Below are 22669 nucleotides of genomic sequence, written 5' to 3'. Positions count from 1 at the left end.
CCCTCATGGAGGACTACCCGGCCAGGATCGGCGCCGGCCGTATCACCCTGGCCGGCGACCGCCTCATCACCACCGGCCACGGCAAGCGGCACGAACGCGTCCTGCCCCGGCAGGAGATCCCGCCCGCCTGCCGCACCCACGTCGGCATCACCGCGGGCCGCACCCCCAAGGCCGCCCCGTGACCGGCCCGGCGATCGACCCCACCTGGTGGGACGCCGAACCGGGCTGGCTCAACACCGCCAGCTACGGCCTGCCGCCCCGCGCCGCCGCCGAGCAACTGCTGGCCGTCATCGACGACTGGCGGCACGGCCGGACCAGCTGGCGGCCCTGGGACGCCGCCACAGGCCGCGCCCGCGCCGCCTTCGCCGCCCTCATCGGCGCGCCGGTGGCCGATGTGTGCGTCAGCTCCACCGCCTCCCAGATCATCTCCACCGTCGCCACCGCGCTGCCGCCCTCCGCCCGCGTGCTGGTGCCCGACATCGAGTTCACCAGCAACGTCTTCCCCTGGGCCGTGGCCGCCCACGTCGAGGTCGCCCCGCCCGACCGGCTCGCCGACGCCCTCACCTCCCGCCACGCCGCGGTCGCCTTCAGCCTCGTCCAGTCGGCCACCGGCCGGCTCGCCCCGCTGGCCGACATCCTCGCCGCCGCCCGCGCCTGCGACGCCCTGGTCGTCGCCGACGCCAGCCAGGCCTGCGGCTGGCTGCCCGTCGACGTCACCACCGGCATCGACGCGCTGGCCTGCGCCGCCTACAAGTGGCTCATGGCCCCGCGCGGCGCCGCCTTCGGCTACCTGTCGCCCCGCCTGCGCGAGCGCATGCGCCCGCTGGCCGCCAACTGGTACGCCGGGGCCGACCGCGACAGCTCCGACTACGGCATGCCGCTGCGCCTGGCGGGCGACGCCCGCGCCTTCGACCTGTCGCCGGCCTGGTTCAGCTTCGTCGGCGCCGCGCCGGCCCTGGAACTCGTCAACCGCATCGGCGTGCCCGCCATCCACGACCACGACGTCGGCCTGGCCAACCGGCTGCGCGCCGGCCTGGGCCTGGCGCCCGGCCGCTCGGCGATCGTCACCCTGGAGGAGGCCGACCCCGAGCGGCTGCGCGCCGCCGGGGTGCGCTTTGCCGTACGGGCCGGGAAGGTACGGCTGAGCTTCCACGCCTACACCACCGCCGCCGACGTCGACCGCGCCCTGGAGGCGTTGAGGTGATCTTCCATCTGGCGCTGGAGCGCGACTGGGCGGGCGCGGGGGAGACCTACCGCGTCTCCACCCGCGGCCGCACCCTGGAGGAGGTCGGGTTCATTCACTGCAGCGCCACCCGCGCCCAGCTGGATGCCGTGGCGCGCGCCTACTACGCCGACTGCCGCGAGCCGCTGGTGGTGCTGGTGATCGACCCGGCGGGGCTGGACGTGCGCGTGGAGGGCGGCTTCCCGCACCTGTACGGGCCCCTGCCCCGCACCCATGTCACCACCGTCGTGCCGTACGCCGCACGGTTCGCCGGCTGACCGCCGCCCGCGCCGTACGCGACCCGCCGAGGCCGCTCACCGCCACCGGTTCACCCATCCTCCTGGATGCGGATCATCAGCTGGGTCACCAGCCGGTCAGGCGGTGTGGAGCGGGGATCGGACACATACACCTCGCGCACCTCCCCGGCCGGCGTGTGGCCGTGCTCGCCGATCCAGGCCAGCACGGCGTGCGCGGTCAGCGAGATCTGCTCATACGGCCCGGCATGCGTGGCCACGGCGAAGCAGCCGCCGGCCAGCACCCCGCTGTCCAGGCCGGGAAGCTCGCCGGTGAGGGGCGCGGCCAGCGTGATGGCCACCTGCTCGCCCACATCCAGCGGGAACACCCCCACCAGCGGGCCCTCCGGCACACGTCCGGCCGCCGCCAGCGCGTCGTTCAGCCTGGCCGCGGCCCGGGAGGTCACCACGCCGATCTCGACGTCGGCGCCCGCGTCCCGCACCACCGCCACCTGCCGGGCCCGCTCACGGGCCAGCCGCACCTGCGGGCGGGGCATGCCGTCGGCCAGCAGCCGCTCCAGCGTCGCCAGCATGCCGCGCCGCCGTACCAGCTCGGCCTCCATCCGGTCACGCGCCGCCCCCAGCACCCCGGCCACGTCCCCGCCCGCCAGCACCCGGCCGATGTCGGCCAGGGAGATGTCCAGCGACCGCAGCAACGCGATGGCGAGCGCGTCGCGCGCCTGGGCGGCCCGGTAGTAGCGGTAGCCGGTAGCGGGGTCGACCCGCGCGGGCCGCAGCAGGCCCAGCTCGTCGTAGTGCCGCAACTGCTTGACACTCAACCGGCACAACCGGGCGAACCGCCCGATCGGCATGATCTCCTCGTCCACCCCACCAGCATGGGCCCTCCCTCCAGGGAAGAGTCCAGCCCCGCCAACTCGGGCAGGCCCAGGTCGCGCCGGCGCGCGAGGTCCCTCAGCCGAACAGGGTGATCCCCAGCTCCAGGGCGCGATGGATGGCATCGGCGCTCTCCTGCAGGCCGGCGGCGCTCCCATCCCCGCCGAACGCGGTCACCGAGATCTGCGGATCGGTCCGCCCCAGTCGTACCTGTCGCATCCCGCTCCGCCCTCCCGCCGGTGCGGCCACCACCCCGCCTCGCCCCGGGCGGGCGCCGGGCATCACCGCTGACGGCCAGATGCGCTTGCAGCTGGCCGCCATGCCGCGATACCGGCTGGCCACAGCTTGCGGGGAGGTTCCGGCTAGCGGGAATGCCGCCCGACGCCGGCGGTGGCAGCCTGAAGCCGTGGAGTTGCGATGCCTGATCGTCGACGACAGTCCACGGTTCCTGCAGGCCGCGCGCCGGCTACTGGAGCAGCAGGGCGTGCGGGTCGTCGGCGTGGCCGCGACCGGGCACGAGGCGGTGGAGCGCGCCGGGGCGTTGCGGCCGGACGTGGCGCTGGTCGACGTCGGGCTGGGCGCGGAAAACGGCTTTGAGGTGGCCTCGCGGCTGGGCCGTACCCCGGTCATCATGATCTCCACGATGGGGGAGGAGGAGCTGGCTCCGCTGCTGGCCGGCAACCGCGCGATCGGATTCCTGCCCAAGGCCGACCTGTCGGCCGCGGCCATCGCCTGGCTGCTCAGCGCGCCTGAAGGAAGGTGAGCACGGCCAGCACCCGGCGGTGGTCGTCGCCGGCCTCGGCCAGGCCCAGCTTGGTGAGGATGCTGCGGACGTGCTTTTCCACGGTACCCTCGGTCACCCACAGCCGCCGGGCGATGCCCGCGTTGGAGCGCCCCTCGGCCATCAGCGACAGCACCTCGCGCTCCCTGGCGCTGAGCCCCTCCAGCGGGTCGTTGCGGCGCCGGGCCGCCACCAGCTCCTGCACCAGCGCCGGGTCCACGACCGAGCCGCCCTTGGCGATCCGCTGCAGCGTGTCCAGGAACTCGCCCACATCCGTCACCCGGCTCTTCAGCAGGTATCCGATGCCGCCGCCGCTGGCCAGCAGCTGCATCGCGTGCTCGGCCTCGGCGTGGGCCGATAGCACCAAGATCGCGACCTGCGGCTGGCGGGCCCGGATCTCGGCGGCCGCCTCCAGACCCTCGACGGTGTTGGTGGGCGGCATGCGAATGTCGACGATCACCAGCTCGGGCCGCCTCTCGCGCACCAGGACCAGCAGCTCCTGGGCGTCGCCGGCCCGGCCCACCACCTCCAGGCCCGAACGCTCCAGCAGGCTGGCCAGCCCCTCACGCAGCAACACATCGTCGTCGGCGACCACGACCCGCATTCCGGCCATGACTCGCATTATCGGACACACAGCACCATCGGCCACACAGCGTGGCCGGACACGTGGCCGGACAGCGCGGCCGATACACTCCGGGAATGGGCCTTGGCCGAGCCCGCGGACCCCACCCCGGCGCAGGCGGCGGCCTGACCGGGCGCGCGGTGGCCGCGGGACTCCTGCTCGCCCTGGTGGTCGGCACCGCCTTCGCCGTCCTGCTGTCCTCCATCTCCGACCTGCGCCGCTCCCAGCTACGCCAGCAGCGCTCCGCCGAAGTCCTCACCATGGCCAACCGGCTGGAACGCCTGATCATCGACATGGAGACGGGCCAGCGCGGGTTCGCCCTCACCGGTCAAGAGCAGTTCCTCCAACCCTGGCAGGCCGCCATCGCCGCCTATCCGGGCCAGATCGCCACACTGGAACGCCTGGTGGCCGACGCCCCGCAGCAGCACGCCCTGGCCCGCCGGATCGCCACCGCCGGCGCCTCCTACATCCACCACTACTCCATCCCCCTGGTGGAGGCCGCCCGCCGCGACCCGGCCACGGCCAGGAGCGTGCAGGCCGCCGCGGAGGGCAAACGCCGCATGGACGGGATGCGCGCGGACTTCGACGCCCTGGTGGCGGCCCAGCAGTCCCTGGCCCGCGCCGAGCAGCGCAGCTCCGACCAGGCGGCCCGCCGCGCGAGCGCCGCGGGACTTGGGGGCCTGATCGTCTCGCTCGCCCTCATCGCGACCTACTCCGCCTACCTCACCCGCGCGATCGCCGCACCGGTGCGCCGCGTGGCCGCCACCGCCCGACGGCTGGCAGCCGGCGACCTGGCCGCCCGCGTGCCCAGCCACGGCGCCGGCGAGATCGGCCTGCTGCAGCGCAGCTTCAACACCATGGCCGCCACGCTGGCCCGCCAGCGGACCGAGCTGGCCGCCTCCCGCTCGCGCATCGTCACCTCCGCCGACCAGGCCCGCCGCCGCATCGAACGCGACCTGCACGACGGCATCCAGCAACGCCTGGTCTCCCTCGTGCTCGACATCCGCACCGCCCAAAGCACGCTGCCTGCAGACCGGCCCCAGGTCGCCGAGCAGCTGGACCGGCTGGCCGACGGGCTCGTGGAAGCAGTCGACGAGCTGCGCGAGATCTCCCGCGGCATCCACCCGGCGATCCTGAGCGAGGCCGGGCTGGGCCCGGCCCTCAAGGCGCTGGCCCGCCGCAGCCCCATCCCGGCCGAACTGGAGGTGGAGGTACCCCGGCGGCTGCCGGAGCCGGTGGAGGTGGCCGCCTACTACGTCGTCTCCGAGGCACTGGCCAACACGGCCAAACACGCCCAGGCCACGCACGTGTCGGTACGGGCGCACGCCCGCGACGGAGTGCTGCACCTGCAGGTGCGCGACGACGGCGTCGGCGGCGCATCAGCCGAGGAAGGCTCCGGCCTGGTCGGGCTCGCGGACCGGGTGGAGGCGCTGGAGGGCACCCTGACCGTGCTCAGCCCGCCCGGACAGGGCACCACGCTCCTTGCCGCCCTGCCGTACGCAGGCCGATGACCTCCCCAGGCGGCCGCAAACCCGGCCTGATTCCGGCCAGCCGGTAGTCACGATGGCCGCTGCCCGGGCAGACACCCGCCACCGCGCCCGCCCATCCTGAACCTGTGGAGCCGGATGGGAGCTCACCCGCACCCTCGGCAGCCCGCGGCGCCCGGAAGGAGCACAAGGTGACCTCACTGCCGATCGACCACGCCAACGCCGCCCCACCCGTGTGGACCCAGCCGCCCCGCACCGGCCCCAGCTGGATCCGGATCCTGCTGGGCGGCTCGGCGCTGTGGATGGCCAGCGTGGTGGTCACCTTCGCCACCCGCAACGCCAACCTGGTCCCCACCATCATCCTGGCCGGCAGCTTCCTGGTGCCGGTCACCTTCGTCGCCTACGCCTTCCGGCGCGCCGACCCCGTGGTGACCGGGCAGCGGGTCTTCGCCGCCTTCGTCTACGGCGGCGCGGTCGGCGTGCTGGGCGCCTCAGTCCTGGAATCGGTGCTGCTGGCGCACGCGTCGGGATGGGCCTACCTGCAGGTCGGACTCATCGAGGAAGCGGTCAAGCTGGCCGTGCTGTGGCTGATGGCCCGCCGCCTGCCGGCCTACACCGCGCGGGACGGCATGGTGCTCGGCGCGGCCGTCGGGTTCGGCTTCGCCGCCTTCGAAAGCGCCGGCTACGCCTTCAACGCGCTGTTCACCTCCAGCGGCCTGTCGCTGCTGAACCTGGTGGAGACCGAGGCGCTGCGCGCGGTGCTGGCCCCGCTCGGGCACGGGCTGTGGACCGCCCTGCTGGGCGGGGCGCTGTTCGCCACCGCCGCGCGCACCCGCAGCGGCCGGCCACGCCTGCGTGCCCCGGTCATCGGCTGGTATCTGCTGGTGGTGCTGCTGCACGCCTTCTGGGACGCCTCCCACACCATCGCCCTGTGGCTGATGTGGGTCCTGACCGGCACGCCGGCTCAGTGGACGGTCCTGGGGCTGGGGGAACTGCCCGATGTGACGCAGACGCAGGTGCACCTGTTCACGCTGCTGAGCTGGGGCCTGCTGGTGGCCGACGGGCTGGTCGGCCTGATGGTGCTCCTGGTGCGGTGGATTCCGGCCAACCGCAGACCGCTCGCGAGGGCACGCGCGGGCAAGGCTGTGCCATGAGGAGAACCCGCAACGACGCGACCAGCCGGCACCGCCTGCCGTGTTCGGCGACCAGCAGGCCCCCGAAGCGGCGCGGAGCCAGGCCGCGGACCCCAAATGCTGGCGGGCGCTGATGGTGACGCAACTGGCGGCGTTCATGGTGCTGCTGGATGTCAGCATCGCCAACGTCGCCCTGCCCTCCATCCAACGCGACCTCGCCGTACAGTCGGCCACCGCCCAGTGGGCGGTCTCCGGCTATGCGCTGGCGTTGGGCCTGACGCTGGGGCCCGCCGGGCGGCTGGGCGACTCCTTCGGGCGGCGGCGCATGTTCATCCTGGCCCTGGCCGCCTTCACGATCACCAGCGCGCTTACCGGCGCCGCACCCAGGACGCCTTTGCTGATCGCCGCCCGGCTGCTGCCCGGCACGGCTGTGGTGGCTGTGGGTGGCGGCGGTGCTCCTGCTGGCCGCCTTCGCCGCATGGGAGGGCCGCACCGTACGGCGGGGCCGCCCGCCGCTGCTGGACCCGCGGCTGCGGCACACCCCCTTCGCCTTTGGCGCGGCGGTTTCCGCCTTGGCCGCCAGCCGTCTGGTGGCCCGGCTGGGCCGCCCGCGCAGTCACACCCCACACCTGCGGGTGGCTACTCGCGCTGCAACTACTTGCACAGCACCCGTTCCACCCGCCGTGCCGCGAACCACAACCCCGCCGCCACCATCACCAGCAAATACGCCGCATGCCCGGCCAGCGCCCACTCCACCTGCCCCAGCGTCAGCCCCCGCACCAGCTCCACCGCGTGATACAGCGGCGTGGCCACCACCACCGCCTCCAGCACCGGCGGATAGTCCTGCACCGGCGCGAACGTGCCGGAGAACAAAAACAGCGAAAACTGCGCCGCCGTCATCACATCGAAGTCCTGCCAGCCCCGCATCAACGTCGAGGCCGCCATCCCCACCGCGCCGAAGGCCAGCCCCACCAGCAACGTCGCCGGGAACGCCGCCAGCGCCCACCACGGCCCGGCCAGCCCGAAGGCCACCATCACCCCCAAGAACACCGCCGTGTAGAAGGCGCTGCGCACCATCGCCCAGCTCAGCTCCCCAAGCGCCACCTCAAAAGGCCGCACCGGCGTCGCCAAGATCGCCTCAAAGGTCCTGGCGTAACGCAGCTTGAAGAAGAAGTTGAACGTCGTCTCCGCCAGCGCCCCGTTCATCGCCGAGGCGGCCAGCATCGCCGGCGCCACGAACACCGCATACGTCACCACCTGCCCATCACCCAGCGGGATCCGCCCGACCAGCGCCCCCACGCCCACGCCGATCGACAGCAGATACAGCAGCGGCTCGAAGAACCCCGACACCAGCACCAGCCAATACGACGGCCCCGAGCGCAGCGCCGCCACATTGCGGCCGGTCACCGCCAGCACCCGCCCCGGCGAGACCCGCCGCACCACCCACGACGCCACCGCAGTGGTCACCATCACCCAGCCCCTTTTCGCTCTTCCACTCCCACAGCGGGCTCAGTCGCGCAGCCGCCTGCGGAAAGCCGCCGAGGCCCACCACCATCCCGCGGCGGCCACCGCCACCAGCACCCCCGCATGCGCCCACACCGGCCACGGCGGCTCCTGGCCCAGCGTCGCCGCCCGGCACAACGCCACCCCGTGCCACAGCGGCGAGACATAAGCCGCCACCTTCCAGCCGCCCATCTGCTCCACCGGGAAGAACACCCCGGAGAACAACGTGGCCGGGATCATCACGAACCGAAACAGCAACGCGAAATAGCTGTCATGGTCGATGCTGGCCGCGAACGCCGTCACCGGCGCCGCCGTCGCCACCGTCAGCAAGGCCGCCACCAGCGGCGTGGCCAGCGCCCACGGCGAGGCCAGCACGCCGAACCACACCACCACGGCCATGAACACCGCCACCGCGATCACACCGCGGACCACCAGATACAGCAGCCAGCCCCGCAGCATGTCGCCGATCGACACCCGCGTGGCATACATCGCATGCGAGGACCTGGTCCACTTGAACGACCCCAGCACCCCATAGGTCGACTCGCCCACCGCCATCTGGAACGCCGTGGAGGCCAGCACGCCCGGCACGATCCACGCCGCGTACGGCACGCCCTCCAGGCTGCCCACATACTGGCCCACGCCCAGCCCGATGCTGGCCAGGAACAACAGCGGCAACGCGAAGGAGGAGAACACCGAGGCCCGCCACAGCCGCTTGTAGAGCACCATGTAGCGCTCGAACACCGCATACGTCGGATGCGCCGTCAGCGCCGTCACCCCGCCGGCCATCAGTCCACCAACGTCCGGCCGGTCAGGTGCAGGAACACATCCTCCAGCGTCGAGCGCCGCACCAGCACCGAGGAGGGCGTCAACCCCCGCCGGTGCACCTCCGCGACCGCCTCGTCCCCGTCCTTGGCATACAGCAGGATCCGGTCCGGCAGCGGGTCGACGCGGTCACCCACCCCCTCCAGCCGCGGCACATACCCGGCCAGCTCCTCCAGCCCGAAGCGCAGCTCCACCACCTCCGGCGAGGAGTAGTCCTCGATCAGCCGGCGCGGCGACCCCTCGGCCACGATCCGCCCGCCGTCCATGACCACCAGCCGGTCGCACAGCTGCTCGGCCTCGTCCATGTAGTGCGTCGTCAGCACCAGCGTCACCCCCTGCTGCTTGAGCCGGAACAACCGCTCCCACAGCAGGTGACGCGCCTGCGGATCCAGCCCCGTCGTCGGCTCGTCCAGCAGCACCAGCTCCGGATCGTTGACCATCGCCCGCGCGATCGTCAGCCGCCGCTTCATCCCGCCCGACAACGGCTCCACCAGGCTGGAGGCCTTCTCGGTCAGCTGCGCGAACTCCAGCAGCTCACCCGCCTTCCGCCGCGCCTCCGCCCGCGACAACCCGAAATACCGGGCATAGGTCGTCAGGTTCTCCCACACCGTCAAATCCGGGTCGAGGTTGTCCAGCTGCGGGCACACCCCCAGCCGCGCCCGGATCGCCGGCCCCTCACGCACCGGATCACGCCCCAGGATCCGCAGCTCACCCGCCGACGGCATGGACACACAACTGATCATCCGCATCGTCGAGGACTTGCCCGCACCGTTGGGCCCCAGGAACCCGAACGCCTCCCCGGGTTGCACCTCCAGGTCGATCCCGTCCACCGCCGTGAACGACCCGAAGCGTTTGACCAGCCCACGGGCATAGATAAGTGGTTGCACGCGCCCGACCCTAACCGGCGCCACCGACACTTCCGCAACCGGTTAAACCGCCACCGGGGACGGCCCAGCCGTACCGCTCAACGCCACCATGGTGAAGGCCACAATGTCCCCATGGACCCCCGAGCAGCAGCCCAGCGCTTCGCCGACACCTGGCAGCACGGCTGGGCCCGCCACGACGTCGAGACGATCCTCACCCTGTACGCCGAGGACGCCGTGCACACCTCGATGCCGTTCCGCACCCCGCACACCGGCACATCCCAGATCGCCGACTACCTGCGCCGGTCCTTCCAGACCGAGACCGATCCGCAGGTCACCTTCTCGCCCCCGCTCGTCGACGGCCCCCACGCCGCCATCGAATACCGCGTCACCACGCCCACCACCAGGCTCGCCGGCTGCGTCTTCGTCACCTTCGACGCCGACGGCCTGGCCGTGCGCACCCGCGACTACTGGCACGAAGCCCCGGCCGGCTGAAACCGGCCGGGGCGGGCAGCCCGCTCAGCGCACCACGGGAACGACCGGGCGCACCTGACCCGCCACCGGATCCGCCACGGGAGCCACCGCGGGCCCTCCCATGGGTGCGGCCATGGGACGCGCCATCGGCTGCACCTCCTCGGCCACCTCCGGCCGGTGCGGCACGCACCCGCCACGGCAGTAGCCGTTCGTCACGATCAGCCGACCGCGCAGCGGCGTGTAGGCGTCCGGACCCGATGCCGGCAAGACCCCCCGACACACCTGGCACAAGACCGCGTCGTTCCCCACGTGTGCTCCCTTATCCGGGTGTAGCTACTGCCGATCACCCTAAATGCGAACATCACTGATGCGTCACAACTTCCACTACCCGTCAAGACCCTCGTCAGGAACCCACCCCACGGCAAAGATCGCCTCCAGAACCACATCCGCATTCACCTCTCACACCGACAAACCCCACCACAATCGGCACTTCATTCCCTCACTCAGCAATTCGCCATATTCGTTACACCCCATCGCAAGCCCTCCGCACACCGAGCACACCGTGACGAACAGCACACCCCAGACCGGCAGGGCAGGGGAGAGCAAGACCACAGCCACCCGTGACACACCGTCACCAAGCGCACACCCGCCGACGCCCACCCAGGCCGACAGCAGGTGAGGAGCCCCTTGAATTCGGGACACGCAGGGAAAGCGGCCAAGGACACCACGGCGCCACGAGACGGGGGAGAGGGGACAGAGAAGATCATTCCCGATGCGCCGCCGCCACGCCGCCGCCGCACCCGGGGGAGAAGAGCACCAGACTCAACACCGCAAAGAGCCTTCGGGACGACCTTCCACCACCCGCCACCTGAACCCTCACAACCAGCCCCACGACACCCCCCGCCAACACGACCAGGCTCCCACCGCAGACCAGCGGGGGAGAGGCCCGCCCCTTGACCACACCCGGCCACCCCGTGACCGATTCCTGCAAGACACCACCCGGCCCGCCGCCCCACGATGACCCCATGACCATCGACATCACCGCCGCCGAAGCCTTCATGGCCACCCACGCCCGCCTGCTCGACCGCCGCCGCCTGGACCTGCTGCTCCACCACACCGACCCCGCCGGCACCCTGGCCGCCCTCGACGCCTACCGCAACCCCGACGGCGGCTACGGCTGGGGCCTGGAACCCGACCTGCGCTCCCCGGAAAGCCAGCCCGGCGCCGCCCTGCACGCCTTCGAAACCTTCCACGACATCGCCCCGGCCACCGCACCCCAGGCCACCGCCCTGTGCGACTGGCTGGAGTCCATCACCCTGCCCGACGGCGGCCTGCCCTTCGCCCTCCCGCTGACCACCACCGCCGGCACCGCCCCCTGGTGGCAGGGCGCCGACCCCGCCGCCTCCGCCCTGCAGATCACCGCCGTCACCGCGGCCGCCGCCTGGCGCCTCGCCGCCCACGACCCGGCCGTGGCCGCCCACCCCTGGCTGGAGCGCGCCACCCGCTACTGCCTGCGCGCCATCGACGCCATCGACCGGCGCCCCGCCGCCTACGTCCTGGCCTTCGCCATCGGCTTCCTGGACGCCCACCTGACATCCGCCGCCACCGCCCACCCCCAGGCCACCGGCCTGCTCGAGCGCCTGGGCGCCTACCTGCCGCCCGACGGCCGCCTCCCGGTCGAAGGCGGCACCGAACACGAGGCGCTCCACCCGCTGGACTTCGCGCCCGAGCCCGGCCGTCCCGCGCGCACCCTGCTGAAGCAGCAGCTGATCGACGCCGACCTGGAACGGCTGGCCGGACTGCAGCAAGACGACGGCGGCTGGGTCGTCGACTACGCCAGGATCTCGCCGGCCGGGGCACTGGAGTGGAGGGGCTATGCCACCGTCCGGGCGATCACGATCCTGCGCGCCAACCGCTACTTGACATAATGTACATTATCGAGCAAAAAGACGATCATGTACGGCGCAGCACCCGCACCTGTGATGCAACCCGCGAGGCTCGCAGTACGGCAAGAGCACCGCAACCACCGGCCCACACCGCCCACACGGCCGCATCGCCACGCGGCCCGCATCGCCACGCGGCCCGGCCTGGCCACCCGAGCCCGCGCACCCAACGCCGTCGGCCACACAGGCCAGGCCGTCGACGTCGTCCGCGGCGAACCGGAATGGGCTGCCGGCAGGCCGAATCGTTCGTCCGCAGCCTGTGACGCTCCCATGCCGCCACCTGCCTATACCGCCATCCGAAACCCGCCACACCGCCCGCAACTCCCGCCTGCGGCAACCCGGCACCCACACCCGCGAAAAAACCGGCGAAAACACCCCCGACAAAGCCGCCGCGAAAACCTCGGAAACGCCGCAACCGCGCCGCAAACCGCCGGAAATGCCCTCTGACTGCCGGCCGTCCCACAGCGCTACCATCGAGGCATGCCGAGCCTGGCGATCAACACCACAGGCCTGATCCTGCTCACCATCCTCGTCACGGCCCTGATCATCGCGGTGATCATCGGGGCCGTGCGGTTCACCCAGCATCCCCGCAACCATCTCACCCCCAACCCCGACGTCCTCGACCAGGCTCGCGAGCTGAAAGCCAACGGCCAGATCCAGGACGCGGTGTTCTTGGTGCGCGGCGAAACCGGTATGAGCCATCGGGCCGCCGTCCGTTTTGTCCGCCGCCTCTGACCCGTCACCGTGCGAAATATCCCATACCAGACAGAAGGTGAATTCTGTCTGGTATGGGATTAACGCGACTTTCCCTGCCGCATCGGGCACTCGCGGGCCGCCTCACCCCCGCGGAAAACCCTGCACTCCCGGCGACCCGAGCCGGCGCGACCTTGATCGCATCCCATACCGCATCCCATACCGGGCCGCCGGGAATGCGCCTGGGCGATGCCGCCGGCCCTCCCCCCCGCCCCGCCGTACACCTCGGGCGTCCGGCGCGCGGGCGGCACGGCCGGTCGGTTTCAGAAGGTGAGCTCGGCGGCCTGCCGGATGCGGTGCAGCCGTTCCTGGCACAGGCTCGTGTCGGTGCCGCTCACGACCGCGTATCCGGCGGGCAGGTGCGCCTGGGCAGGGTCGGGGCGGGCGGGGTCTGTGGGTGGGCGCCATACCAGGCGGTCGAGGCCGGGCATGGCGCCGATTTCCTGTTCGACTTCCTCGGCGGTGCGCAGCGGGGGGTAGAGCAGTCCGGCGGCGGCGACGCGGCAGCGCAGCTGGGACAGTTCGAAGGGGCTGGCGGTGAGGACGGTGAGGACGGCGCGGGTCAGGTCCATGCCGGTGGCCGATTCCACCAGGTGGCACAGCAGGTCGGTGCCGCAGCTGGGGTCGGCGTCGAGGACGTGGAGGGGGCCGCCGGGCGGCAGGTGGAGGGTGATGTGGGTCAGGCCGTTTTCCAGGCCGATGGCGGTGGCGGCGCGGGTGAGCAGGGTTTGGACGTTCTTGTCGCGGACCCAGGGGTCGTCGCCGTCGACGATGTAGGTGCCGGGCATGCCGGGGTGGTGGGGGTGGGGCAGGATGCGGGCCAGGGCGAGGAGCATGGTGCGGCCTTGGCAGGTCAGGCAGAGGGCGATGGCGCGGTGTCCGGGTGGCAGGGGTTCGAGGAGGACCTGGCCGGAGCCGACGCGGTCGGCGGCTTGGGCGGCGGCGAGGGCTTGGGGGATGTGGGCGGGGGTGGTGGCGATGGGTGGCAGGAAGCCGTGGTGGGGGCAGCGGGGGCTGATGAGCAGGGGGAAGCCGATGGTGGCGGCGGCTGCGGCGGCGGCTGCCGGGGTGGCGGCGGGGATGAGGGGNGGGGTGGTGGCGATGGGTGGCAGGAAGCCGTGGTGGGGGCGGGGGGGGCTGATGAGCAGGGGGAAGCCGATGGTGGCGGCGGCTGCGGCGGCGGCTGCCGGGGTGGCGGCGGGGATGAGGGGTGTGGTGGGGGCGATGCCGGCGGTGCGCAGGGCGTCGATGAGGCGCCAGCGGTCGCGCATGACGGCTAGGGCGGTGACGCCGTGTCCGGGCAGGCCGAGGGTTTTGGCGACGGCGGCGACGAGGGGGGTGAGCTGGTCGTCGAAGGTGGTGATGCCGGCGAGGGGTTCGTCGTGGCGGATGGTGTCGAGGGCGGCCAGGGCGGCTTGGGTGGTGAGTTCGGGGACGACGAGGCGTTGGATGAGGTGGCGGGAGGGGCTGGGGGTTTGGCCGTCGTCGAGGAGGATGAGGGGGCGGGTCAGGGCGAGTTGGTCGATCTGGTCGCCGGTGTCGATGGGTGGGGGGAAGCGCCAGGGGGTGCCGGGGTGGCCTCCGATCAGCACGACGGTGTCGGTCGTCGTCAGCTGGTGCCCGTGGCCGGGTTGGGCTCGGGTGGAGCCCAGGCGGGCGGGTGGCGGCTCGGGGGGAACCGGCATGTATGGGGTGGCCTTTCTTTGTGGTGTCCGGCGCGGGTGAATGTGGGGTTTGTTCGCTTTGTGTGCGTGGTGCGGTCAGAGCCTAAGGATGGATGTCGGTTGTTGTCAGCCGTCTGGCGGTAAATGGGTTGCTTGCTTTGGTTGGTGGGGTCTTTTGCGCTGGTGGGCTGTGGGAATAGGGGCGGCCGCAATCGGGTGTGGCGGGGGTGACGGCCAGATGGGCGGTGCCGAATTGCGTTCCATTCGGGTGGTGGTGAACGGCTTATTTTCCCGATGGCGGAGGAATGGATGGCGTCGTGGCGGGAAGAGGGCCCGCTCGGTGGGTCTCCGGTGGCTGCGGCTCCCCCACCCGCCTGACCTGGCGATCTCATATGTGAGATATGGTTGCTCGCTATGGGGGACGACTACCTGGGCCGGATCGGCCGGTTGATCCGTGACGCCCGCCAGCATCGCGGGTGGACGCAGCTGCAGCTCGCCGAGGCGTTGGGCACCAGCCAGAGCGCGGTCAACCGGATCGAGCGGGGCAACCAGAACATCAGCCTTGAGATGATCGCCCGTATCGGTGAGGCGCTGGACAGTGAGATCGTGTCGCTGGGGTATCCGGGGCCGATGCATCTGCGGGTGGTGGGCGGGCGTCGCCTGTCGGGCAGCATCGACGTGCGCACCTCCAAGAACGCGTGTGTGGCGTTGTTGTGCGCGTCGCTGCTGAACGCGGGCCGGACGATCCTGCGGGGTGTGGCGCGCATCGAGGAGGTCTACCGCATCCTGGAGGTTCTGGCGTCGATCGGGGTGAAGGCGCGGTGGATCAACGGGGGCGATCTGGAGATCGTGCCGCCGTCGCGGCTGGAGCTGGAGGCGATGGACACCGCGGCGGCTCGCCGTACCCGCAGCGTGCTGATGTTCCTGGGGCCGCTCATGCACCGCACCGACGCCTTCACCATCCCGTACGCCGGGGGCTGTGATCTGGGCACGCGCACGGTGCAGCCGCACATGACGGCGTTGCGGCATTTCGGGCTGGAGGTGACGGCCACCGGCGGGTTCTATCACGCGATGGTGCGGCGGGGGGTGTCTCCTTCGCGGGCGATCGTGCTGACCGAGCGGGGCGACACGGTGACGGAGAACGCGCTGATGGCGGCGGCGCGGCACGACGGGGTGACGGTGATCCGCAACGCCTCCTCCAACTACATGGTGCAGGATCTGTGCTTCTTCCTGGAGGAGCTGGGGGTGCGGGTGGAGGGCATCGGCACCACGACGCTGACGGTGTACGGGGTGCCGCACATCGACCGGGATGTGGACTACTCCCCCAGTGAGGATCCGGTGGAGGCGATGAGCCTGGTGGCGGCGGCGGTGGTGACCTCCTCGGAGCTGACGGTGTGCCGGGTGCCGGTGGAGTTTTTGGAGATCGAGCTGGCGGTGCTGGAGGAGATGGGGCTGGAGTGCGACCGGGGGCCGGAGTATGCGGCGGCCAACGGCCGTACCCGGCTGGTGGATCTGACGGTGCGGCCCTCCAAGCTGCGCTCCCCCATCGACAAGATCCATCCGATGCCGTTTCCGGGGCTCAACATCGACAATGTGCCGTTTTTCGCGGCGATCGCGGCTTCGGCGGAGGGGTCGACGCTGATCCACGACTGGGTGTATGACAATCGGGCGATCTATCTGACGGAGCTGACGCGGCTGGGGGCGTCGGTCAAGCTGCTGGATCCGCATCGGGTGCTGGTGGAGGGGCCGACGCGGTGGCGGTCGGCGGAGATGATGTGCCCGCCGGCGTTGCGTCCGGCGGTGGTGGTGCTGCTGGCGATGCTGGCGGCGGAGGGCACCTCGGTGTTGCGGAACGTGTATGTGATCAATCGGGGGTATGAGGATCTGGCCGAGCGGCTCAACGCCGTGGGGGCGCGGATCGAGACGTTCCGCGACATCTAGCCGTCGGGGCCGGCGCTACCCGTGGTGGGTGGTGTGGGTGGTGATCGTGCGGGGCGTCTGGTTTTCGGTGCCGGGCGCCACGATCACGAATTGCCCCATCATGCCGGAGTCTTCGTGCCGCAGGATGTGGCAGTGGTACATGTACGGCGTGGCCGGGTCGGTGAAGCGGCCGAACTGGACGGCCAGCCGTACGGTGCTCTTGGGCGGCACGTAGACGGTGTCCTTGTGGCCGCTCGCGTAGGCGGGCGGCTTGTTCCCGTTCACGTCGAGCACCTGGAAGGCCACCTCGTGGATGTGGAAGTTGTGGGCGGTGCCCGCCGACAAAAACAGCGCCTGGGCGATCTGCTCGATGTCCTGGCCGTCGGAGAACCTCCTGAGCACCTCCAGCTCGCGTGGCTTGAGCGGGCTGTCGGCCGCCCCGAGTGCCGCCACGGCGAGCTGGGGGTCGATCACTTGTTCGCCGGCCGCGACCTTCCTGATCGCGTCGGCCAGCTGGTCGGGCGGGGCGTGCTTGACCAGGAACCCGGACGCCTGGGCGGCGAAGGCCCTGCGGACGTTGGCGGGGCGGGCGAAGCTCGTCACGACCAGCACCCGGCATCGCGGCAGCCGCCTGCGCAGCTCGGCTGTGGCGGTGAGCCCGTCGAGGCCGGGCAGTTCGACGTCGATCACCGCCACGTCGGGCTCATGCTCCAGCGCCGCCGGCAGGATCTGGTCGCCGGCCGCCGCCTGCGCGACCACCGTGATGTCGGGTTCGAGCTCCAGCAGCGCGACCAGTGCGCCGCGGACCATGTGCATGTCCTCGGCGAGCAGCACCCGGATCATCGACCGCCCCCACTCCCCCGACGTCACGTGCGTCCCATTTCTACCATCTCGGGAGATCCTCATTGTGGATCATGAAGGGTTCGCGCACGGGGCTGGATGGCGGGCGGGCGGAAAGTGTCGGCGGGGGCCGCTAGCGTGATCGCATCCGTGTGAGGGTGCGAGCGTGAAGGGGGTTGGGGTGCGGCCCGCGGAGCTGAAGCGGCTGACGGTGGCCGAGGCTGCCGACCGGTATGGGGAGTTGGTGCGGGCCAAGGTGGTCACGGGGGCGTTGTCGCCGGCCACGGCGGAGGTGTATGCGCGGGATGTGGCGACCTTCGTGGCGCTGGCCGGTCCGGATACGGTGCTGGACGACCTGACCGGGGAGGACGTTGATGCGATCTTGCTGGCGTTCGCGCGCAAGCCCGACGGCCGGCGGGCGGCGCCACAGACCGGGACGCAGGCAGGGTCACAGGTGGGGGCGCAGGCGCAGAGCGCGGCCTCGCAGGCGCGTTTTCGCCGGTCGGTCTCGGCGTTGTTCAAGCATGCGACGCTGGCGGGGTGGGTGCAGCTCAACCCGATGGCGCTGGCGACGGTGACGGCCCGGGAGCGGGGCGGGCTGCGGGCGGAGCGGCGGGCGCTGACGCGGGAGCAGGCGCGGGGGTTGCTGGAGGCGGCCAGGGCGCTGGAGCCGGAGCCGGGCCGGCGGCGTGACCAGCGCACCGAGATGCGCGATGCGCTGATCGTGGTGTTGCTGACCGTGGTGGGGCCGCGGGTGTCGGAGCTGGTGCGGGCCAACGTGGAGGACTTCTACGTCAACGACGGGGTGCGCTATTGGCGGATCTTCGGCAAGGGCGGGCGCACGCGGGATGTGCCCCTCCCCCAGGATGTGGCGGCGATGCTGGACGCCTATCTGGCGCGGGGGCGGCCGCGGACGCGTGAGAAGGCGTTGCTGCTGTCGTGGCGGGGGCGGCGGCTGGCGCGCGGCGATGTGCAGGCGGTGATCGACCGGGTGGTGCGGCGGGTGGATCCGGCGCGGCGGCGGTCGGTGACGCCGCACGGGCTGCGGCACACCACGGCGACGCATCTGCTGGCCGATGCGGTCGACATGGACGCGGTGCGCCGGGTGCTGGGGCACGGGGATCTGTCGACGCTGGGCCGTTACCGCGATGAGCTGCCGGGTGAGCTGGAGGTGGCGATGCGGTCCCATCCGCTGCTGCGCCCCGCCCGCCCGGCCGAATGAGCTTGCGGCCCGCCGCGGATCACCGTCACCGGGCCGTCACCGGGCCGTCACCGGGCCGTCACCGGGTGGTCGGCGGGGGCCAGGCGCAGGGCCAGGTGGTCCAGGGAGACGTCCAGCACCTCGGCCAGGGCGGCGATGGTGAAGAAAGCCGGGGTGGCGATGCGCCCGGTTTCGATCTTGCGGAGGGTTTCGGCCGACATGCCGGCGGCGGCGGCGACCTCGGCGATGCTGCGCTCGCCGCGGGCCTGGCGCAGCAGGCGGCCCAGTTGCTGGCCGCGGTGCCGTTCCTGCGGGGTCATCGGGGGTCGCACCATGGCCCCCAGTCTAGCCGTCCGGTATAAAAATACCGGTATAGTGATCGGCATGGTGGAGCTGAAGACGACCGGCGAGATCCAGGCGATGCGCGCGGCCGGCCAGGTGGTGGCCCGCGCCCTGGCCGCCGTCCGCGACCAGGCCCGGATCGGCACGACGCTGTTGCAGCTGGACGACGTGGCCCGCACGGTGATCGCCGAGGCGGGCGCGACCTCGGCGTTCCTGCACTACCAGCCGCATTTCGCGCCCGTGCCGTTCCCCGCGGTGGTATGCGCCTCGGTCAACGACGCCATCGTGCACGGTGTCCCCACCGGCTACCGCCTGCGCGACGGCGACCTGGTCAGCGTCGACTTCGGCGTCTACCTGGACGGCTGGGCCGCCGACGCCGCCGTCAGCTTCACCGTCGGCACGCCCCGCCCGGGCGACCGCCGGCTGATCGGCGACACCCTGGCGGCCCTGCACGCCGCCCTGGAGGCGGCCGTACCGGGAGCCCGCCTGGGCGATGTGTCCCACGCCATCGGCCAGGCCGCCGCGGCCGGCGGGTACGGCGTGCCGCCGGACTTCGGCGGCCACGGCATCGGCCGCCACATGCACGAGGACCCCCAGGTGCCCAACCGGGGCCGGCCCGGCCGCGGCCTGGTGCTGCGCCCCGGCCTGGTGCTGGCGATCGAGCCGATGTTCACCGCCGGCGGCTCGGGCCGCTACCGCGTGGACGCCGACGGCTGGACGCTGCGCACCGGCGACGGCAGCCGCGCCGCCCACTGGGAGCACACCGTGGCCGTCACCGACGACGGCCCCCTGCTGCTCACCACCCCTTGACCGGCCGGCTTGCGCCTCACGCGACGTGAGGGTGCAGGGTGGAAGGCATGAGCTTTTCGGTCGGGCAGGTCTCCAGGCTGGCCGGGATCACCGTGCGCACCCTGCACCACTACGACGAGATCGGGCTGCTGGTGCCCAGCGAGCGCACCCGCTCGGGCTACCGCCGCTACACCGACGCCGACCTGCTGCGGCTGCAGCAGATCCTGTTCTACCGCGAGCTGGACTTCGGCCTGGAGGAGATCGCCGTCATCCTGGACGACCCGGCCACCGACGAGCTGACCCACCTGCGCCGCCAGCACGAGCTGCTCACCGGCAAGGCCCGGCGGATCGAGCGCCTGCTGCAGGCGGTGGAGGCCGCCATGCAGGCCCGCCAGCTGCACATCAGCCTCACCCCCGAGGAACGCTTTGAGGTCTTCGGCGACTTTCGTCCCGAGGACCACGATCCGGAGGTACGGCGCCGCTGGGGCCACGGCTCCCGCTACGCCGACAGCATGCGCCGCGTCGCCTCCTACACCAAGGGCGACTGGCTGCAGCTCAAGGCCGAGGCCCAGGGCATCACCGCCGATCTGGTGGCCGCGCTGAAGGCCGGGCTGCCGGCCGACGACGCGCGCGTGATGGACCTGGCCGAACGGCACCGCGCCCACATCACCCGCTGGTTCTACGACTGCGGCTACGACATCCACCAGGGGCTGGGCGAGTTGTATGTGACCGATCCCCGCTTCACCGCCACGCTGGACGCCGCCGCGCCGGGCCTGGCCGCCTACCTGCGCCAGGCGATCATCGCCAATGCCGGGCGAGCCAGTCGCGCAGCAGGGCGGTGACCTGCCCGGGGCGTTCCACGGGCGGCAGGTGGCCGGTGTCGGGCAGGTCGATGAGGACCGCGCCGGGGATGCCGGCGGCCAGCAGGCCCGAGACCTCCTGGATGCCCGGCACGTCCTCCAGCCCATTGATCACCAGGGTGGGGGCGGTGATCTCGCCCAGCCGCCCGGCGGCCGGCAGGGCCTGCTCGGGTACCGGCGGGCGGCTCCACTCGCGGGCGAACACCCCGCGCAGCATGTCGACCGCCAGCTCCCACACCGCCGCCTCCAGGTCGGCCTCGCCGCGGCCGGGGCCGGCCACCTGCCAGCGGGCGTGGGCCCGGGCGAAGGCCTCCACATCGGCCGGGTCGACCACGGCGGCGCCGCCGGTGCGGTAGGCGGCCAGCCGTTCGGCCGGGATGCTGGCGTGGACGCGCTCGCGCGCCTGGGCGATCATCTCCTCCGGCCAGCGGTGTCCCGACAGGCCCGAGCAGATCAGCACCAGGGCGGCCACCCGGTCCGGCGCGGCCAGCGCCGCCTCCAGCGCATACGAGCCGCCCATCGAGCAGCCCACCAGCGCCGCCCGCGCCACGCCCAGGCCGTCCATGAGCCGCAGCAGGTCCCGATGGTGGCACACCGGCCCCGCCGGATCCTCAGACTCGCCCCGGCCGCGCCAGTCGTAGCGGATCACCCGGTGCGTGGCCGCCAGGGCGGCCATCTGGTGGTCCCACATGCGCCGGTCGGCGATGCCGGCGTGGACGAACACCACCGCCGGGCCCTGCCCGGCCTCCTCGTAGGCCAGTCCGTCGATCTTTCCCACGGGCCCGACCCTAGCCCCAATGCCGGGTAGTTAAGAGAGGCTGTGGGCTGTCAAGCAGAACGGAGATCCGGTAGAACGGGTGATCTTCCACAACCATCCGTCTGAAACTGGATCTCCGTTGAGTACTGAGTCTGCCAGCTCCGCACTGTCCTCGGCTATCTGCGTGTCCACCCGGCAGGTGTTATCGGCTATCGGCGGCCGGGCCGTTTGCCCCCGGCCATGTCGGCGAGTTGACCAGGTTCCTGCCGTTCGAACTGGTCGATGCGGTGCTGGAGGAGACGCGGGCGGTCCAGCGGCGGCTTCGCAGGCTCCCATCCCGGGTCGGGGTCTACTTCCTGCTGGCCCTGGCCTTGTTTCCCGATCTGGGATACCGGCGCGTGTGGGACAAGCTGGTGGCTGGTTTGCCGGCGGGGGCGCCGGCTCCCTCGGCCAAGGCCTTGCGCGACGTGCGGCGCCGTGTCGGGGTCCCCGCGATGCGGGAGCTGTTCCAGATCGTCGCCGGGCCGCTGGCCCAGCCACGGACGCCGGGGACGCGGTTCGGGCGATGGCGGACGGTGTCGTTTGATGGGTGCTCCTCCATCAAGGCACCCGACACCGCCTCCAACATCGGCTGGCTGCGTAAGGCCAAGGCCGCACGCGGTGTGACCGGCTATCCGATGGTGCAGCTGATGACGCTGGTCGAGACCGGCACGCGCGGCCTGATCGGCGCGGTGCTCGGACCGGTCACCGGGGAAGCCGTGCGCGCTAAACACCTGGTCGGCCTGCTGGGCGGGGACATGCTGGTGCTGGCCGATCGGGCCTTCGACGACACCGATCTGATGGAGAAGGTGAAGGCCGCCGGGGCGGGCTTTTTGATCCGGCTGAGTTCCACCCGCAAGCCCCCGCACCTGCTGCCCCTCGACGATGGCACCCACCTGGCCCGCATCGGCACCCTCACGGTCCGGATCATCACCGCTGAGCTGACGGTGACCTGCAGTGACGGCACCGCCTGGACCGGCCGCTATCGATGGGCGACCACCCTGCTCGACCATCGCCGCTACCCTGCCCGCGCGTTGATCCACCTGTACCACGAACGGTGGGAACACGAGGTTGCCTACCTCGCCCTGCGCCACACCCTCCTGCACGGGCGGGTCCTGCGCTCGGGCGATCCAACCGGTCTGGAGCAGGAAATCTGGGCGCTGCTGACCACCTACCAACTCCTGCGCACGGCGATGGTGAACGCCGTCGAACAGGCCGGCGGCATCAACCCCGACCGGGCCGGCTTCACCGTCGCCCTGACCACCGCCCAAAATCTGCTGATCAACGCCGGGAACATCATCGACGACCTCGACCCCATCGGCCAGATCGGCCGTGCCGTCCTGGACGGCCTGGCCCCGCCTCGGCGTCTGCGTGTGAGCACCCGCAAGGTCAAGTCCGCCCTGTCCCGCTACAACAAGGCCGACCCCGACCGGCCCGCCCGGGCTACCACCGTCCAGGCCATCGCCATCGTCCTCATCGGCTGCCCCGACTTGACAACACGCGGTGGGCCTTAACTACCCGGCATTG

The 22669-nt window shown here is 71.8% G+C and carries 25 protein-coding genes and 1 pseudogene; 15 read left to right on the top strand and 11 right to left on the bottom strand.

The window, feature by feature from the left end:
- Nucleotides 1-5: 5 nt before the first annotated feature.
- Genes BSB02_RS40605 through BSB02_RS16100 form a run of 3 tightly spaced genes read left to right on the top strand, consistent with a single transcriptional unit; the run spans nt 6 to nt 1500 of the window.
- On the top strand, nt 6-182 hold the full coding sequence (locus BSB02_RS40605) for a hypothetical protein (RefSeq protein WP_158088646.1): 177 nt from the start codon (nt 6-8) through the stop codon (nt 180-182).
- Nucleotides 179-1204 carry an aminotransferase class V-fold PLP-dependent enzyme gene (locus BSB02_RS16105; RefSeq protein WP_240506455.1) on the top strand — a complete coding sequence of 342 codons (1026 nt, stop codon included), beginning with the start codon at nt 179-181 and terminating at the stop codon, nt 1202-1204. The genes BSB02_RS40605 and BSB02_RS16105 overlap by 4 nt, the downstream gene beginning before the upstream one ends.
- The gene (locus tag BSB02_RS16100) at nt 1201-1500 is read left to right on the top strand and encodes a DUF952 domain-containing protein (RefSeq protein ID WP_084959680.1); all 300 of its coding nucleotides are present in this window, start codon (nt 1201-1203) and stop codon (nt 1498-1500) included. Before BSB02_RS16105 ends, BSB02_RS16100 begins: the two co-directional genes overlap by 4 nt.
- Before the next feature lie 50 nt (nt 1501-1550).
- On the opposite strand, the gene BSB02_RS16095 is transcribed toward BSB02_RS16100, so the two are convergent.
- Entirely contained in the window at nt 1551-2342 is a 792-nt protein-coding gene (locus BSB02_RS16095; RefSeq protein WP_240506454.1) for a MerR family transcriptional regulator, read from the bottom strand.
- A gap of 85 nt (nt 2343-2427) precedes the next feature.
- Nucleotides 2428-2568, bottom strand: a complete 141-nt coding sequence (locus BSB02_RS40600) for a hypothetical protein (RefSeq protein ID WP_158088645.1) — start codon at nt 2566-2568, stop codon at nt 2428-2430.
- A gap of 187 nt (nt 2569-2755) precedes the next feature.
- On the opposite strand from BSB02_RS40600, the gene BSB02_RS16090 reads away from it, so the two are divergent.
- On the top strand, nt 2756-3112 hold the full coding sequence (locus BSB02_RS16090; protein ID WP_240506453.1) for a response regulator: 357 nt from the start codon (nt 2756-2758) through the stop codon (nt 3110-3112).
- Here BSB02_RS16090 and BSB02_RS16085 read toward each other — a convergent pair.
- Nucleotides 3090-3734, bottom strand: coding sequence for a response regulator (locus BSB02_RS16085; RefSeq protein WP_206184729.1), 645 nt, complete (start codon nt 3732-3734; stop codon nt 3090-3092). The genes BSB02_RS16090 and BSB02_RS16085 overlap by 23 nt on opposite strands.
- A 95-nt stretch (nt 3735-3829) precedes the next feature.
- Here BSB02_RS16085 and BSB02_RS43000 point away from each other — a divergent pair, with 95 nt between their 5' ends.
- The 3 genes and pseudogenes from BSB02_RS43000 to BSB02_RS43300 form a co-directional block, all read left to right on the top strand.
- Nucleotides 3830-5263, top strand: a complete 1434-nt coding sequence (locus BSB02_RS43000) for a CHASE3 domain-containing protein (RefSeq protein WP_084959676.1) — start codon at nt 3830-3832, stop codon at nt 5261-5263.
- Nucleotides 5264-5430: 167 nt separating this feature from the next.
- On the top strand, nt 5431-6393 hold the full coding sequence (locus BSB02_RS16075) for a PrsW family intramembrane metalloprotease (protein ID WP_206184722.1): 963 nt from the start codon (nt 5431-5433) through the stop codon (nt 6391-6393).
- A 112-nt stretch (nt 6394-6505) separates the two neighbouring features.
- Nucleotides 6506-6793 (top strand): annotated as a pseudogene (locus BSB02_RS43300) (MFS transporter); the annotation flags it as partial.
- Nucleotides 6794-7026: 233 nt separating this feature from the next.
- Here the strand turns inward: BSB02_RS43300 and BSB02_RS42260 are convergent.
- From BSB02_RS42260 to BSB02_RS16055, 3 genes are read right to left on the bottom strand one after another with little or no spacing between them, the layout of a single operon-like run.
- On the bottom strand, nt 7027-7842 hold the full coding sequence (locus BSB02_RS42260; RefSeq protein WP_084959675.1) for an ABC transporter permease: 816 nt from the start codon (nt 7840-7842) through the stop codon (nt 7027-7029).
- A gap of 39 nt (nt 7843-7881) precedes the next feature.
- Nucleotides 7882-8661: an ABC transporter permease gene (locus BSB02_RS16060; RefSeq protein ID WP_084959673.1), complete on the bottom strand. Its 780-nt coding sequence runs from the start codon at nt 8659-8661 to the stop codon at nt 7882-7884.
- Nucleotides 8661-9584: an ABC transporter ATP-binding protein gene (locus tag BSB02_RS16055; RefSeq protein ID WP_084959671.1), complete on the bottom strand. Its 924-nt coding sequence runs from the start codon at nt 9582-9584 to the stop codon at nt 8661-8663. The genes BSB02_RS16060 and BSB02_RS16055 overlap by 1 nt, the downstream gene beginning before the upstream one ends.
- Before the next feature lie 111 nt (nt 9585-9695).
- Between BSB02_RS16055 and BSB02_RS16050 the strand changes: the two genes are divergently transcribed.
- The gene (locus tag BSB02_RS16050; RefSeq protein ID WP_084959669.1) at nt 9696-10055 is read left to right on the top strand and encodes a nuclear transport factor 2 family protein; all 360 of its coding nucleotides are present in this window, start codon (nt 9696-9698) and stop codon (nt 10053-10055) included.
- Nucleotides 10056-10079: 24 nt separating this feature from the next.
- On the opposite strand, the gene BSB02_RS16045 is transcribed toward BSB02_RS16050, so the two are convergent.
- The gene (locus BSB02_RS16045) at nt 10080-10301 is read right to left on the bottom strand and encodes a hypothetical protein (RefSeq protein ID WP_084959667.1); all 222 of its coding nucleotides are present in this window, start codon (nt 10299-10301) and stop codon (nt 10080-10082) included.
- Nucleotides 10302-11059: 758 nt separating this feature from the next.
- On the opposite strand from BSB02_RS16045, the gene BSB02_RS16040 reads away from it, so the two are divergent.
- Together BSB02_RS16040 and BSB02_RS16035 are read left to right on the top strand one after the other, a co-directional pair.
- Nucleotides 11060-11962, top strand: a complete 903-nt coding sequence (locus BSB02_RS16040) for a hypothetical protein (RefSeq protein ID WP_084959665.1) — start codon at nt 11060-11062, stop codon at nt 11960-11962.
- Nucleotides 11963-12457: 495 nt separating this feature from the next.
- On the top strand, nt 12458-12712 hold the full coding sequence (locus BSB02_RS16035) for a hypothetical protein (RefSeq protein WP_084959663.1): 255 nt from the start codon (nt 12458-12460) through the stop codon (nt 12710-12712).
- Between the two features lie 1107 nt (nt 12713-13819).
- Here the strand turns inward: BSB02_RS16035 and BSB02_RS43560 are convergent.
- On the bottom strand, nt 13820-14415 hold a 596-nt coding region (locus tag BSB02_RS43560; protein WP_420855861.1), incomplete at its 3' end, for an ATP-grasp domain-containing protein.
- A gap of 393 nt (nt 14416-14808) precedes the next feature.
- Here BSB02_RS43560 and BSB02_RS16025 point away from each other — a divergent pair.
- The gene (locus BSB02_RS16025; protein ID WP_084959659.1) at nt 14809-16335 is read left to right on the top strand and encodes a helix-turn-helix domain-containing protein; all 1527 of its coding nucleotides are present in this window, start codon (nt 14809-14811) and stop codon (nt 16333-16335) included.
- Between the two features lie 15 nt (nt 16336-16350).
- Here BSB02_RS16025 and BSB02_RS16020 read toward each other — a convergent pair whose 3' ends face one another.
- Nucleotides 16351-17184, bottom strand: a complete 834-nt coding sequence (locus BSB02_RS16020; protein ID WP_240506452.1) for a response regulator — start codon at nt 17182-17184, stop codon at nt 16351-16353.
- Between the two features lie 136 nt (nt 17185-17320).
- Here BSB02_RS16020 and BSB02_RS42995 point away from each other — a divergent pair, with 136 nt between their 5' ends.
- Entirely contained in the window at nt 17321-18376 is a 1056-nt protein-coding gene (locus BSB02_RS42995) for a tyrosine-type recombinase/integrase (protein ID WP_276206334.1), read from the top strand.
- A 47-nt stretch (nt 18377-18423) separates the two neighbouring features.
- Here the strand turns inward: BSB02_RS42995 and BSB02_RS16010 are convergent, their stop codons facing one another.
- Nucleotides 18424-18690, bottom strand: coding sequence for a helix-turn-helix domain-containing protein (locus BSB02_RS16010; protein WP_084959656.1), 267 nt, complete (start codon nt 18688-18690; stop codon nt 18424-18426).
- 49 nt (nt 18691-18739) lie between these two features.
- Between BSB02_RS16010 and map the strand changes: the two genes are divergently transcribed.
- A complete protein-coding gene (gene map / locus BSB02_RS16005; RefSeq protein WP_084959654.1) occupies nt 18740-19507 on the top strand; it encodes a type I methionyl aminopeptidase in 768 nt (255 codons plus the stop codon).
- Between the two features lie 47 nt (nt 19508-19554).
- Entirely contained in the window at nt 19555-20328 is a 774-nt protein-coding gene (locus BSB02_RS16000; RefSeq protein ID WP_084959652.1) for a MerR family transcriptional regulator, read from the top strand.
- Here the strand turns inward: BSB02_RS16000 and BSB02_RS15995 are convergent.
- Nucleotides 20285-21124, bottom strand: coding sequence for an alpha/beta fold hydrolase (locus BSB02_RS15995; protein ID WP_240506451.1), 840 nt, complete (start codon nt 21122-21124; stop codon nt 20285-20287). The two genes, BSB02_RS16000 and BSB02_RS15995, sit on opposite strands and share 44 nt — an antisense overlap.
- A gap of 125 nt (nt 21125-21249) precedes the next feature.
- Here BSB02_RS15995 and BSB02_RS15990 point away from each other — a divergent pair, with 125 nt between their 5' ends.
- Complete coding sequence (locus tag BSB02_RS15990) at nt 21250-22656, top strand: IS4 family transposase (protein ID WP_338064342.1); 1407 nt, start codon at nt 21250-21252, stop codon at nt 22654-22656.
- Nucleotides 22657-22669: the final 13 nt, after the last annotated feature.

Source organism: Thermoactinospora rubra, assembly GCF_002093975.1.
Classification (GTDB): domain Bacteria; phylum Actinomycetota; class Actinomycetes; order Streptosporangiales; family Streptosporangiaceae; genus Nonomuraea; species Nonomuraea rubra_A.
Note: the sequence above shows the minus strand (reverse complement) of the source record. Positions and strands in the feature narration are given on the sequence as shown.

Coding starts and splice junctions, on each gene's coding strand:
- BSB02_RS40605 (WP_158088646.1), top strand. CDS start 6: ATGGAGGACTACCCGGCCAGGATCGGCGCCGGCCGTATCACCCTGGCC.
- BSB02_RS40600 (WP_158088645.1), bottom strand. CDS start 2,568: ATGCGACAGGTACGACTGGGGCGGACCGATCCGCAGATCTCGGTGACC.
- BSB02_RS16085 (WP_206184729.1), bottom strand. CDS start 3,734: ATGCGGGTCGTGGTCGCCGACGACGATGTGTTGCTGCGTGAGGGGCTG.
- BSB02_RS43000 (WP_084959676.1), top strand. CDS start 3,830: ATGGGCCTTGGCCGAGCCCGCGGACCCCACCCCGGCGCAGGCGGCGGC.
- BSB02_RS42260 (WP_084959675.1), bottom strand. CDS start 7,842: ATGGTGACCACTGCGGTGGCGTCGTGGGTGGTGCGGCGGGTCTCGCCG.
- BSB02_RS16060 (WP_084959673.1), bottom strand. CDS start 8,661: ATGGCCGGCGGGGTGACGGCGCTGACGGCGCATCCGACGTATGCGGTG.
- BSB02_RS16050 (WP_084959669.1), top strand. CDS start 9,696: ATGGACCCCCGAGCAGCAGCCCAGCGCTTCGCCGACACCTGGCAGCAC.
- BSB02_RS16040 (WP_084959665.1), top strand. CDS start 11,060: ATGACCATCGACATCACCGCCGCCGAAGCCTTCATGGCCACCCACGCC.
- BSB02_RS16035 (WP_084959663.1), top strand. CDS start 12,458: ATGCCGAGCCTGGCGATCAACACCACAGGCCTGATCCTGCTCACCATC.
- BSB02_RS16025 (WP_084959659.1), top strand. CDS start 14,809: ATGGGGGACGACTACCTGGGCCGGATCGGCCGGTTGATCCGTGACGCC.
- BSB02_RS16010 (WP_084959656.1), bottom strand. CDS start 18,690: ATGGTGCGACCCCCGATGACCCCGCAGGAACGGCACCGCGGCCAGCAA.
- map (WP_084959654.1), top strand. CDS start 18,740: ATGGTGGAGCTGAAGACGACCGGCGAGATCCAGGCGATGCGCGCGGCC.
- BSB02_RS16000 (WP_084959652.1), top strand. CDS start 19,555: ATGAGCTTTTCGGTCGGGCAGGTCTCCAGGCTGGCCGGGATCACCGTG.